The 13187-nt window shown below is 55.8% G+C and carries 12 protein-coding genes; 4 read left to right on the forward strand and 8 right to left on the reverse strand.

Annotated elements, in window-relative coordinates; all coding sequences use genetic code 11:
- The first annotated feature begins 1 nt into the window (after window position 1).
- Complete coding sequence (locus CRO19_RS20935; protein WP_097097769.1) at window positions 2-1324, forward strand: M20 family metallopeptidase; 1323 nt, start codon at window positions 2-4, stop codon at window positions 1322-1324.
- Between the two features lie 147 nt (window positions 1325-1471).
- Here CRO19_RS20935 and CRO19_RS20940 read toward each other — a convergent pair whose 3' ends face one another.
- The 3 genes from CRO19_RS20940 to CRO19_RS20950 form a co-directional block, all read right to left on the reverse strand.
- The gene (locus tag CRO19_RS20940; protein ID WP_097097770.1) at window positions 1472-2521 is read right to left on the reverse strand and encodes a PLP-dependent cysteine synthase family protein; all 1050 of its coding nucleotides are present in this window, start codon (window positions 2519-2521) and stop codon (window positions 1472-1474) included.
- Window positions 2522-2631: 110 nt separating this feature from the next.
- Window positions 2632-3639, reverse strand: coding sequence for an ABC transporter permease (locus tag CRO19_RS20945; protein WP_097097771.1), 1008 nt, complete (start codon window positions 3637-3639; stop codon window positions 2632-2634).
- Between the two features lie 10 nt (window positions 3640-3649).
- A complete protein-coding gene (locus CRO19_RS20950) occupies window positions 3650-4723 on the reverse strand; it encodes an ABC transporter substrate-binding protein (protein WP_097097772.1) in 1074 nt (357 codons plus the stop codon).
- A 193-nt stretch (window positions 4724-4916) separates the two neighbouring features.
- Here CRO19_RS20950 and CRO19_RS20955 point away from each other — a divergent pair, with 193 nt between their 5' ends.
- Complete coding sequence (locus CRO19_RS20955) at window positions 4917-5693, forward strand: ABC transporter ATP-binding protein (protein WP_097097773.1); 777 nt, start codon at window positions 4917-4919, stop codon at window positions 5691-5693.
- 163 nt (window positions 5694-5856) lie between these two features.
- Here the strand turns inward: CRO19_RS20955 and eptA are convergent, their stop codons facing one another.
- A complete protein-coding gene (gene eptA, locus CRO19_RS20960) occupies window positions 5857-7500 on the reverse strand; it encodes a phosphoethanolamine transferase EptA (RefSeq protein ID WP_097097774.1) in 1644 nt (547 codons plus the stop codon).
- Window positions 7501-7821: 321 nt separating this feature from the next.
- Here eptA and fetA point away from each other — a divergent pair, with 321 nt between their 5' ends.
- Entirely contained in the window at window positions 7822-8490 is a 669-nt protein-coding gene (fetA, locus tag CRO19_RS20965) for an iron efflux ABC transporter ATP-binding subunit FetA (protein WP_097097775.1), read from the forward strand.
- Entirely contained in the window at window positions 8477-9238 is a 762-nt protein-coding gene (gene fetB, locus CRO19_RS20970) for an iron efflux ABC transporter permease subunit FetB (RefSeq protein WP_097097776.1), read from the forward strand. Before fetA ends, fetB begins: the two co-directional genes overlap by 14 nt.
- Before the next feature lie 73 nt (window positions 9239-9311).
- Here fetB and CRO19_RS20975 read toward each other — a convergent pair whose 3' ends face one another.
- The 4 genes from CRO19_RS20975 to CRO19_RS20990 all read right to left on the reverse strand — a co-directional run bounded on the left by CRO19_RS20975 (window position 9312) and on the right by CRO19_RS20990 (window position 13148).
- Window positions 9312-9845: a GNAT family N-acetyltransferase gene (locus CRO19_RS20975; protein WP_097097777.1), complete on the reverse strand. Its 534-nt coding sequence runs from the start codon at window positions 9843-9845 to the stop codon at window positions 9312-9314.
- Window positions 9846-10018: 173 nt separating this feature from the next.
- Window positions 10019-10867 carry a VOC family protein gene (locus CRO19_RS20980; RefSeq protein ID WP_097097778.1) on the reverse strand — a complete coding sequence of 283 codons (849 nt, stop codon included), beginning with the start codon at window positions 10865-10867 and terminating at the stop codon, window positions 10019-10021.
- 23 nt (window positions 10868-10890) lie between these two features.
- Window positions 10891-12042: an amidohydrolase gene (locus CRO19_RS20985; RefSeq protein WP_097097779.1), complete on the reverse strand. Its 1152-nt coding sequence runs from the start codon at window positions 12040-12042 to the stop codon at window positions 10891-10893.
- Between the two features lie 2 nt (window positions 12043-12044).
- Window positions 12045-13148, reverse strand: a complete 1104-nt coding sequence (locus tag CRO19_RS20990; protein WP_097097780.1) for an alkylhydroperoxidase domain protein — start codon at window positions 13146-13148, stop codon at window positions 12045-12047.
- Window positions 13149-13187: the final 39 nt, after the last annotated feature.

Genomic DNA, 13187 nt, shown 5'->3' on the forward strand with positions numbered 1-13187 from the left:
CATGAATCTGACTGAACTCATCAGCGCACACGTCGACGCTAGCGCAGAACGCATCGCGCAGACGCTGTGCGATCTGCTGGCGTTTCCCTCCATCGTCAAAGTCGATCCGCGTGAAGCCGGTCCTGGCGAGCGCGATTGCCAGCTTTATCTGCAGCAGCGCCTTGCGTCACTAGGCATGGAGACCGATTTATGGGATCCCGATGGTCCTGCGCTCTACGCGAAATATCAGGGTCGTCCGGGCGCCAATAAAGGCCGCACCTTTGAGGGGCGTCCAAATCTTGGGGGAACCTTAAGTGGGGCGGGCGGCGGTAAATCGCTGATGCTCACCGGCCATATTGACGTTGTTCCGCCGGGCCCGCCGGAACATTGGCTGAGCGATCCCTTTGTACCGGAAATCAAAAACGCGGCCGTTTACGGTCGAGGCGCGGTCGATATGAAAGGCGGCGTTGCCTGCATGTTGATGGCGGTAGAGCTGTTGCAGGACCTCAATATTCGCCTGGCGGGAGATGTGGTATTTACCACCGTGGTCGATGAGGAGATTGGCGGCATGGGATCGCTGGCGATGGTCGACCGTGGATTTAAAGCGGATGCGGGCATTATGACCGAACCCACCGCCAATCGCATTTCACCCATCTGCCACGGTATTTTGTGGGGACGGATTATTCTCGACGGCATCGGCGGGCATGCGGAGCTGACGCCAAACAGCTGGGACAGCAGCGGTCCGGTGGATGCGGTGATGCTGTGTCGGCAGATGCTGGATGGCCTCGATGTGCTCAATCGTCGCTGGCAGACGCAGCCGAGCAAAAATCATCCGCTGATGGAACTGCCCAACCAGATTATCGTGACGCAGCTGAAAGTGGGTGAACATCCCGCCTCAATTGCCGGTCGCGCAGAGATTGTGATTGATGTGCAGTATCTGCCATCGGAGAAGGATGAGATGGGGCTGGGTGGCAACGTTAAAAAAGAGATTGAGGCACATGTCGCGAAGGTTTGCGCGCTGGATCCTTATCTGGCCAGGCATCCGGCCAGGGTCGAGTGGATTCTGGATGCCGATTGCGCAGAAATCGAAGCGGATCATCCGTTTGTCACCACCTTCCAGCAGGGTGTTACCGATGCCGCACTGAATCCGCAGCTGGCTGGATTTGGTGCGCATAGTGATATTGGCCTGCCGAGTACGCTAGGGCAAACGCCGACGGTGAACTTCGGTCCGGGCGATCCGGCGATGTCGCACCAGCCCAACGAGCATGTGCCGATTGCAGATCTGGTGGCCTGCACCAAAGCGATTGCGCTGACGTTAGTGCGCTGGTGCGGTACCGCCTCGTAGATGCCCAGGCGCGGATAAATGCGCTCCCCACGTTGCTATAGCCGGGTTTTCGTAGGGTGCGCATTCATGCGCACCTGCAAAAACAGGCATTTTGAGCGGCATTACGCCATGTATGGCGACCAGGGGTTGTAAGGTCGTATTGGGACGTCATGCGATTTTTCTCGATGTCTGCACCGCGCTTGCCAGCTTCAGTGATTCGGCGGGGACCTGATGCGCGAACAGCTGCGTGGTTAAATAACTGCTGCCGCCATCGGCCAGTAACACCACAATACGCTTGCCGTGATTTTCCGGTCGTGCCGCCACCTGCTGCGCCGCCCACAACACCGCACCGGATGAATCACCCACCAGCACGCCTTCACTCAGCGCCAGCTGGCGAGCGGCGGCATAGGCTTGCCAGGTTTCCACCGCGATCACCTCATCGTATACGCGATGATCGAGATTGGCGGGGATGCGTTCTGGCGTCTGATTGCTAAACGCATGCACACCGGTGATCTCCAGCGGCTCCGGGCGCAGTTCGCTCGGCTGCGATCCGATGCCCGGTTCCACCGCGATCACCTGCAATCCCGGATGCTGCTGTTTGAGATAGCGCCCGGTACCTGACAGTGTGCCGCCGGTGCCTACCGCGGCGATAAAGATATCCAACTCGCCGCCGCTGTCGCGCCAGATTTCCGGTCCGGTGGTGCGCTCATGTACCGCCGGATTGGCGGGATTATCCAGCTGCAGCAGGAAATGCACCTCCGGCTCCGCAGCCGTGACTTGCTCGGCCAGCCACTTAGTGGCGGCAACGAAATCGCCGTTGCTGGCGTCATAAAACGCTTTAAAACCGTCGATAGTGCTGAACGGCACCACTTCAGCGCCGTAGGCCTGAATAATCTGGCTACGCTCAATGCTGACAAAATCATTGATATAAACGCGGAATTTGTAGCCCTTAGCCGCCGCAATCGCCGCTAAACCAATGCCGGTATTGCCGCTGGTGGTTTCAACCAGCCTATCGCCGGGCTTAATAGTGCCGTTGCGTTCGGCGGCTTCAATCATGCTGAGGGCGATGCGATCTTTCACGCTGTGATTAGGGTTAAACAGCTCGAGCTTGGCGATTAAATCAGCCTGAATCTCCTGCTGCTGCGCATAACGTGACAGACGCAATAGCGGCGTGTTGCCGATCAGTTCGGTGATAGAAGCAGAAATTTTTGCAGCCATAATTGACCTCGGCAATGGATGATGTGAACCGAATATCTGCGCGATAAATCGCGCCGCTACGAATGCATGCACATACCGTAGCGGCGCAATTTATTGCGCAATGTGTGTTGTTACCATTTCACCGCGCTGCGCTGCCACGACAGCAGACGGTCGCGAACCAGGAATAGCAGGGAGATCAGCGAGGAGAACAGCAGCGCCATCACAATCAGCGCGGCATACATGTTGGCGTAGGCCGCCCAGCCTTGCGCCCACTGCAGATACCAGCCGAGCCCGGATTTCACCCCCATCATTTCCGCTGCCACCAGCACCGAAAACGACGCGCCCAGCCCCATAAATAGCCCAACAAACAGGTGCGGCAGCGCCGCAGGCACCGCCACACGCAGTACCAGAAACAGCGAATTGGCACCCAGCGTGCGCGCCACATCGTAATAACGCGTATCAACGCTGGAGACGCCGGACCAGGTCAGCACCGTCACCGGGAACCAGGTGGCGAGCGCAATCAGGAATACCGCCGCCGAGAAGCTCGACGGGAAGAAGTAGAGGGACAGCGGCAGCAGCGCGGTGGAGGGCACCGGGCCGAGAAAACGCAGAATCGGGTGCACCCAGTATCCCAACCCGCGTGACCAGCCAATCGCTACGCCGGTAATAAAACCGACCACGCTGCCGTAGATAAAGCCGAAGGCCAGCAGGCGCAGTGAATTCAACACGCTATCCAGCAAACGCGGCCAGTCGGTGGCGTAAGCTTCTACCAGCGCGCGCGGTGGGGCAAAAAACGGCGCCGGCAACAGCGCTAGCTTGCCAGTGACGATTTCCCACAGGCCAATCAGCAGCGCCAGCACAATCAGCCACGGACCGCTGCGCTTGAGCGGCGCGAGTAGCGTCAGTCGTGGGAACAGGCTTGATGCAACCGCCAGCCCGCTGAGAATAAGCGCAATGGCGGCAAACAGCTCATGCGTTTCATTAACAAAACGCGGGGCGGCAAAACCTTGCGGCTTATCCGGCACCGCGACCATGAGCGCGACCAGCGCCCACCACAGCAGCAGCGCGACCCACACCGTAGGTTGAATACGACGCGGTCTATCACGGTTGCGGGCAATCGTCAGAGTATCACTGGCCATCCTCGACTCCTTAGCTCGACATGTTGCTCATATGCGCCATGTTGCTGGCGTGCTGATGGGCTGATTCAGCTGGCAGCAGCTCAGGCACGTAGTGCTCAGCAAAACGCTGTGCATCGGTATCTGGACGGATCACGTTGATTTTCTTTAGCTCGTCGACATAGACCGCCACTTCTTTGCGCAGCTGCACGCCAGTTGAATGATGGCTATGCGTATGCTCTTTCAGCATCGCGGCAATGTCCTCAACCGCTACCGAGCCCGGCACAAACGGCTGGAAGATTTTCGCCGTCTCCTCCGGATGTTCGGCGGTCCACTGCTGTGCATCGACAATCGCTTGCGTAATGGCGCGCGCGGTGGCCGGATCGTCACGCACCAGCGAGCCGCGCAGGCCCAGCACGCAGCAGGTGAGTTTGGCGTATTCGCCTTTCAGGTTGTTATCAACTTCCACTAAATTGTGCTGCTTTTTCAGCAGCCAGCCCTGCGGATCGTCGGTGGCCAGCGCCTGCACTTCGCCTTTGCGCAGCGCTTCGCCAAACAGGTCAGGCGGATACTGCAACCAGTTCACCTGCTTATCGGGATCGATACCCTGTTTCGCCAGCTGAATGGCAAAGAAGTTGCGAATTGGGCTAGCCTGATCGCTGACCGCCACCGATTTACCCACCAAATCTTTCACATCACGGATGCCGCTGTTTTGCGGTGCAAGTAAACGCATGCAGCCGCCGTGCGTGCCCACCGTGAGGTCTACATCAAAGCCCTGCTCCAGGGGTTTAAGCCAGCGCAGCGCCATACCAATGCCGCCATCGGCCTGGCCGGTAGCAATTGCCTGTAACAGCGCATCGGTAGGACCGCTAAAGTTCACCGGCTCAACATTGAGGCCGTACTTTTTAAAGAAACCTTGCTTCAGCGCCACCGAAATCGGTGATTGGCACACCGCCGTTTGTCCCCATGCCAGCTTAATGGTTTTAAGTGGTTTATCGTCGGCAAATACCGTGTTACTCAGCAACGGATTCACCGCCACACCAGCACTCAGGAAACCCAACCCGCGTAATAACGCGCGTCTGCTCAGAGAGAATTGTTGAAATGCCATCTTGTCTTCCTTGTAGATAAAGTTCACCGCACTATGGCAAAGGCGATAACCGCGACAAAATAACAATCCCGCATGTCGTCATGCAGTTTTTCATTATGAGAATTTGCGTATTCGTTTGCCGAAATGGCTATTTCGGTGGGTTGAAAGAGAGGCCTATGCTTTATTTATTTGCACAGGAAGCAGGAGCGACAATATGACCGATACCACGGCAGGCGTTAATATTACGATTGAGAAGGTAAATCACCACTTTACGTTAGAAGGTGAAGATTTACCGGTGCTGGAGAATATTAATTTGCAGGTGCAGGCGGGCGAATTTGTCGCGCTGCTGGGTCCTTCCGGCTGTGGTAAATCGACGCTGCTACGCCTGCTAGCCGGACTGGAACCGCCGGCCAGCGGTGTACTGGCGGAGGAGGGCAAGGCGATCACCGCGCCCGATCCGTCGCGCGTGGTGGTGTTTCAGGATCCGACGCTCTATCCGTGGCGCACGGTATATGACAATGTCGGTCTCGGGTTGCAAATTCGCGGTGAAAGCCGCCCGGTGCGCGAACAACGCATCAACGCTATGTTAGATCGCGTAGGACTGAAGCAGTTCGCCCGCGCCTGGCCGCATCAACTCTCTGGCGGCATGGCGCAGCGTGCGGCGCTGGCGCGTGCGCTGGTTAACATCCCGCGTTTGCTAATTCTCGATGAACCGCTGGGTAAGCTCGATTCGCTGACGCGCTTGCGCATGCAGCAGGAGATTGTAGACCTGTGGCAGGAGCAGCAGTTCACAACGCTGATGGTAACGCACGATGTGGAAGAGGCGCTGGTGATGGCCAATCGCGTCGTGGTGTTCAGCCCGCGTCCAGCAAAAGTGGTGGATGTGATTGAGGTTGATCTGCCGTGGCCGCGCCGGCGTGACGATCCGCAACTGGTGGCGCTGCGCAGCCGGATTCTGGATTTATTGGGAGCGGATCGCGTGGCAGCGTGACATGGGTCGCCATAAATGGCGCCCCTACAACAGCCAGCGGTTTAACCTTGTGTGGTCCGTAGTGTCGCCATTTATGGCGACCGTCCAGCAGCAGCCAGCGGTTTAAACTTGTGTGGTTCGTAGGGTCGCCATTCATGGCGACCGTCCAGCAGCAGCCAGCGGCTTAACTTTGCCTAGCGTGGCAAGCGGCAAGAATATCGTCCTTAGCCTGATATTCACTGGTCTGAACCCCGGTTAATCCCAGCATGGTTGAGAACAGATTGTCCTGTGAATAACCGTTGTGTGCTGCTTGCCGATCAACACAGGCTTTGCTCACGCCATAGCGCTGTTGGTAGTCCGGCGATAGCCAGATCAGCATCGGTACATGTTTCTGCACATCTGGCGCAATCGCATAGGGCATGCCGTGCAAATATGCACCATTTTCGCCCAATGATTCACCGTGATCGGAGAGGTAGACCAGGCTGGTGGTATAGTCATCCTGATGTGCTTTGAGCACATTGATCGCTTTATCAACAATGTAATCGATATACAGAATGGTGTTGTCGTAGGTATTAACCAGCTGTTCTTGCGAACAATCCTGAATCTGGCTGGTATCACAGGTGGGCGTAAATTTTCTAAACTGTGGCGGATAACGGTTAAAGTATGTCGGTCCGTGGCTGCCAATGGTGTGCAGCACAATGACGCCATTGCCCTTCAGATTTTTAATGTAATCCTCAATGCCGTGGAATAACACCTCGTCATAACATTCACCGTCGTGACACATATCCGGCAAATTCAGGCTGGTCACATCCTGATGCGGTACGCGATCGCAAGCGCCTTTACAACCGCCATCATTATCGTTCCATAGCACTTGCACACCGGCGCGCTGAATAATATCCAGCAATCCTTCCTGATGCTCAACCAGCTGATCGTCATAATGTGCTCGCGGCATATTGGAGAACATGCAGGGCAGAGAGACGGCGGTGGCGGTACCGCACGATTGTGTATTCGGGAAATAGGAGACGTCATCTTTTGCCAGGCGTGGCGTGGTTTCCCGCTGATAGCCATTTAACTGGAAATTAACGGCACGCGTGGTTTCACCTACCACTAGAATAGTCAAGTTTCTCTTTGGTCCGGCCAGCATCGCTGGTTTCTGTTTGGCATCCAGACCAATTTTTACCAGCGGTAAGTTGGCGGTGCGGCTGTGGTTATACCAGGAAAGCGTCGCCACAATTGAGTTAGAAGGACTGAGGGATTTAATCAGCTCTTTTTGGTTACGAAACAGTGAGGCGTAATCTTTGTAGAAGAACATCGCTACTAATGCGATGCAAATAATCGACACCGCAATGGAAGCCATGCGTTTGGCGACACTTTTCCAGAAAGGCTTGCCATTATTAACGCGCAGCCAAAAGACCAGCAGAGCGGCAAGCAATCCGCTACATCCCAGCGTAATAATCAGTTTGGGTGATAACAAGGCAAAGGATTCGGAAGGCGTGGTATCGATAATATTCACGATCATCGAACGGTCGATCACCACCCCAAAGCTCCAGATAAAATATTGTGCCGCAGCCGCAACCAGCACGAAGAGAGCCAGGATGAGCTTGTCGAGCCATAAAAACGAAGCGAGTGTAGCGATTATATTGATAACGCTGAATGCCACTACTGGCATGGAAGCAAATACCAGAATAGTGCGTAAGCTATCAAGCGGCATGGCGGCAATCACCTGCCGATAAAAAGCAATGTTCAGGAAAACCGCAATATAAATTGAAAATAGTGTAATAAACGTAAGCCGACTTAACGTCGGTCTTTTTGCGAGCGAGAACGTCATTGATCCATCCATCGGTGTAAAGATGGAGAGAGCTTAAAAAATGAAGGTTAAGTGAACCTTAGGTTACAGCCAGATGATAAGAAAACTCACCACGGCGAACACGCTTACACCAACAGCCAAATATTCACTGAATGGTCGAAATTTCATCGCTTTCATTAAAAATATCCTCTTAAGTTGAGGCTATTTTCACTGTTGAAGATTAAGCGATCCTTAGCTCTGCCAGAATGGAGGGCATTACAGCGTGATAGCGGTTAATCGCGAGGATGCATCGCGTCTACTTAGACTATAATCCCCCGGTTTATTTTTCCGGGAACCTATGTCATGACCACCCATTCTCCCTTGCTGGATGTGCAAGGGGTAAGTTTTACCATGCAGGGCCAGACGCTGCTGGCGCCGATTTCACTACAACTCCATCCCGGCGAGCTGCTGTTGCTGACTGGACCTTCCGGGAGCGGCAAAAGCACGTTATTGAAGATAATGGCTTCATTAGTTGCACCGACAGCAGGACAGATTTTTTTCGAAAGTCGTGACATTGTCACGTTGAAGCCTGAACGTTATCGGCAACAGGTTTCCTATTGTTTCCAGACGCCCGTGCTGTTTGGCGACACGGTTTACGATAACCTGGCGTTGCCATGGCAGATTCGTCAGCAAAAGCCGCAACGCGAGCAGCTGGTGGCTTCGCTCTCCAGCGTGCATCTAACTGCCGATATGTTGGACAAGAAAATTGAGCAACTATCGGGCGGTGAAAAACAACGGGTTGGACTGCTGCGCAACCTACAGTTTATGCCGCAGGTGCTCTTGCTGGACGAAGTGACCAGCGCACTGGACGAAGAGAACAAAGCCGCGATCAATCACCTTATCGATGGGTTAATACGTGAGAATAATCTCGCCGTGATGTGGATCAGTCACGATGTGCAGGAGATAAGTCAGGCAAAAAAGGTGCTGAAACTCGATATGCCCCAACAGGGAGAAGCCCATGAGCCAGCATAATATTACCGACAGCTCGCTGTTGCTCTCACTGATGCTGGTGCTGATTGCGCTGCTGATCAGCCAGAAAGAGAAGCTCGGCATGAGCAAAGACATCATCTGGAGCGTATGTCGCGCCATTATCCAGCTGGTGATCGTTGGCTATGTGCTCAAGTCGATCTTTGACCTGAACAATGACTGGCTCACCGTGCTGATGGTGCTGTTTATCTGCGTCAATGCGGCGCTCAATGCCCGTAAACGCAGCCGCAATATTGATAAAGGATTTACCATCTCCTTTATCGCGATTACCACGGGCACCACGCTCACTCTGACCATTCTGGTGCTAAGCGGTGCGATTGAATTTATCCCTATGCAGGTGATCCCGATCTCCGGAATGATTGCCGGTAACGCGATGGTGGCGGTTGGCTTGTGCTTCAGCAATCTCAATCAGCGAGTTAGCGATAATCGTCAGAAGATTCAAGAGATGCTGAGCCTGGGCGCGTCAGTGAAAATGGCATCAGGGCAGTTTATCCGTGACAGCATTCGTGCCGCGATGATCCCCACCGTTGATGGTGCCAAAACGGTCGGGTTGGTGAGTTTACCTGGCATGATGTCTGGGCTCATTTTCGCCGGTATTGATCCGGTGAAAGCGATTAAATATCAGATTATGGTGACATTTATGCTGATCGGCACCGCCAGTTTATCGACCATCATCGCCGCCTACTTGTCTTATCGGCGGCTGTATAACAAGCGTGCACAGCTAAAGATGTAAAACCGGTCGCCATGAATGGAGACCCTACAAAATCGTAGGGTGCGCATTCATGCGCACCTGGGAATGACTGCGGTTAATAATCCTTTTGCAGCAGCCCAAACAGCCAATCGTTATGCCACGCATTTCTCAGCCAGTAGTTTTCCCGCAGTTCACCCTCTAATACGAAGCCGACTTTTTCCAGCAGTCGGCGTGAGGATGTATTGCCTGCGGTAACGGTCGCGATAAGCCGCCGGATGCCGCCGTCCTTAAACGCATAGTCACAAAGTGCGTTGAGTGACTCATACGCATATCCCTTACCCTGAGCTTCCGACGCGAACAGGAAGCCGACTTCGGCGCAGTCGCTATCGCGGTGAATATAGCCGCTGACCCCGAGGCGTTTGCCCGACTGTTTGTCCCGCACCACCAAACACAACCAATGCGCGCTGCGTGGCGACCAGAGCGGCAATCTTGAATTGAAATCAGCGTGAATTTTCTCTTCAGATTTTTGGTCCGCGATGTAGTGCATGACTTGTGGCGAGAGCTGCAGCTGGCGGAAGAAAGCCCAGTCGGCTTCCTCGAGCTGCGCGCAGGTGAGTCTGGGGGTTTCAAGCTGCAATCGGCTGGTCAATGTTCACCTTCGGTAACAGGAGAAGAAGATGAAGATAGTTTAACCTGGTCGCCATGAATGGCGACCCTACGATCATTTAGCGCAGCCAGGTGAGTTGGGCATTTATGCACAGCGGGTCGCCATGAATGGCGACCCTACGGTTTGTAGGGTGCGCATTAATGCGCACCTGTTACTCACTGCTGGAACCTTAACGCCACGCCAAACGCCTGCTCGGCACCGACAATGATCGCGGACTCTTCTTCGCGGAACGGTACGTCGCCGAGCAGCAGGCTGGCTTTCACCTTGCGCAAATCCGTGGTGCGCAAACTTAACCCGGCCATGCGGGCGCTGCCGTCGTAATCGAGTGGTAAACCGGCAAAACGCTGGGTGACGTATTCTGCGGCGGCAAAGCGCACCGTTGCCACGCCCGCTTTCAACACAAACGCACCTTCCTGGCAGGCGGTGAGCTTATCGGCGCCAAACAAACGGCTGTAAGGCTGTGCGGCGGCGGCAGGATCCTGTGCCACCACCACAAACTCAACGATATCGCTCACGCCATTGGGATGGATGCGCCATGCGTCCTGCCACACCGAATCTGGCGTGTCGTGCTGACAAAAGAAGCTGCGGCCATTGGCAACCAGCGACGGACGTAGTCGCACGGTGCGAAAGCGCGCTTCCTGCTCGCTACCATCCGGCAAGGTCACCGGACGGAAAAAGCTCGCAGGCTGATCGCCGTCGATATCCTGACTCTCCAGATAGCGCCACACTGCATCGGCATCCTCGGTTTTCCACACTAAGCCGCTCAGGCCAATCGGCGATTGCCATAAATCCTGGCGCAGATTGCCGCGTCCGGCCTCAAAACCTAATAACTCCAGATAGTTATCACCGAAGATTGCCAGGTGATTGCTGGAACCGAGCGAATGATGGCCGCGCTCGGTAAGCTGAAAACCCAGGCGACGAAACAGCGCGCTGGCGTCGTCTAACTGATCGGCAACATTGATCACCACATGGTCGAGACGCGGAACCGGTAGCGAAATCGCCATCGCTTTTCTCCTTACTCTTAGGGTCACGATGCCAGCGCCTGTTGTTGGCGCAGCGTCAGCAGCGCGCGTTGGGCCAGCTCAGTGAAGTATTGCACCGCAGGTTCCAGCATCGCTTCGTCCGGATCGAAACTGGCATGATGCAAACCATAATCACTGGCGCTGCCGATACTGACAAACGCACCTGGCAGTTGCTGCAGGTAGAAGGCGAAATCTTCGCCACCCATCTGCGGCGTACCGATTTGCGTCTGATAGCCTTGTTCTTTCGCCAGACTCAGCGCGAAATCAGCCCACTCTGGCGTATTCACCAGCGATGGCGGACCTTCCTGCCACACCAGCTCAACCTGCGCGCCAAATCCGGCGGCGATACCCTTTATCAATGCTTCAATTTTCTGCGGAATCTGCGCCCGAATCTCCGCGTTGTGGGTGCGCACCGTGCCTTCCAGCTCCACCGTCTGCGGCAACACATTCCAGCTATTGCCCGCCGTGAAGCGCGTTACGCTAACCACCACCGATTCCAGCGAGCTGAACACGCGGCTCGGTAGCGTTTGCAGCGCGGTGACGATGTGGCTGCCAATCACAATGCTATCGATACCTTCATGCGGTCGCGCGGCGTGCGCACCTTTACCGGTGATATTGATTTGGAAACGATCAACGTTGGCATAATAAGCGCCACCGCGCGTGCGCAGCGTTCCGGTAGGCAGATCCGGCGCGTTATGCAGGCCAAAAATCGCCTGCACATCGTTCAACGCACCTGCCGCCAGTAGCTGTTTCGCACCGGTGAAAATCTCTTCGGCGGGCTGGAACAGAATGCGCACGCGACCGGGTAGCTGGGCTTCGATACGTTGCAACTGCTGCGCCACGCCGAGCATTACGCTGCTGTGCAGGTCGTGGCCGCAGGCGTGCATCACGCCCGGCTGCTGAGATCGCCACGGGTTGTCGGTTTGTTCATCGATTGGCAAAGCATCAATATCGGCCCGCAGCGCGATCAGCGGTTCGCCATGGCCGATTTCAGCGACCACACCGGTTTTCAGCGCCAGCGGCAGCAGCTTGACGTTGAGTTGTTGCAGCCAGCGCGTGAGCCGTTCGGTGGTGGCGAATTCCTGATCCGACAGTTCGGGATGCTGATGCAGCTCGCGTCGCCAGCGCACCAGCTGTTGAGGGGAAAGCGCAGTCATGGTCATCCTTGGGTTTGTGCCGGTAAGAAGGGTTCGCCGAGCGTCAGCATCAGGCGGTTAGCCCAGGCGAAAAAGGCCGCGGATTGAATCAGATCCAGCAGTTCCAGCGTGCTGAATCCCTGATCGCGCAGCGCGTGCAGCTGCTTCAGGCTGGTGGCGGCCGGGGTGATCGATAATGTCGCAACCAGATCGATCTGCGCCGCCCAGCGCGCCGATTGTCCGTGCGACAGCTCGGCACCCGGCGCGACATTCAGCAGCTTCTGTACTGCCGGTTCATCTTTCGAGAGCTGGCTGGCTTTGCGCGCGTGGACCGAGGCGCAGTAAATGCAGCCGTTGACCTTGCTTACCACCGTGGCGGCGAGTTCGCGTTCCGCGCGCGAAAGTCCACCAGCGGTGTAGAAGATGCCTTTATCGGTGAGCGTACGCTGCTCCAGCAGCGGCTGGTTGCGTCCCAGCAGGCGGAAGTAATCGGAATCGCTGTGGCCGAACTTCGCCAGCGTGGCCTGCTCGTCAGCGCTAAATTCATTGAGCGGTTTCGCCGCCAGCCACGGCTCCCAGCCGAGTTCCTGCTGGGTAAAGGCGGTGAGGGCGGTTTTGCCGCTCAGGGTTAACGGCGCATCGTGCCACTTTCCGGCTACCGCATGCGGCTGCGCAGCCGTCTCTTCGCCATTCAGTAAACGCAAACCGAGCAGCAAACGGCTCTGGAAGCTGACAAACGCAATCAGCTGCGCCAGGGTGACGATACCGCGCGGCGACCAGCCGGCATGTTGCAGCGTGTCGATGTGCTGCGGCGCGGCATCCACTGGATGCCGACTGAGCAGTTCAGCAAACGCTAAACCCGCTTCAAAGCGTGCGTTATGTGATTGCGATTGCGCCTGCTGCTGATAATGCGCCTGCAGCGCGCTTACACCGTGCCAGGCCGCGGCCTGTGCGGCGAGCGCAAAGCGTTCGGCTAACGGGAAATCCTCATCATCTTGCGTAAACAAGACATCGTAGCTGCCTTGCGTATGCTGCGTGGCGGCGGCGCGTTCGGCACGGGCTTGCGCCAGTTCGGAAGCGGGATCGATATCGGCCAGCGCATTAAGTAAATCAAACGGTTGGGACATACAATTCTCCAGTTAAAGCATCAGTAGGTCGCCATTCAT

Origin of the sequence: Candidatus Pantoea floridensis (genome assembly GCF_900215435.1) — a bacterium.
GTDB lineage: Bacteria > Pseudomonadota > Gammaproteobacteria > Enterobacterales > Enterobacteriaceae > Pantoea > Pantoea floridensis.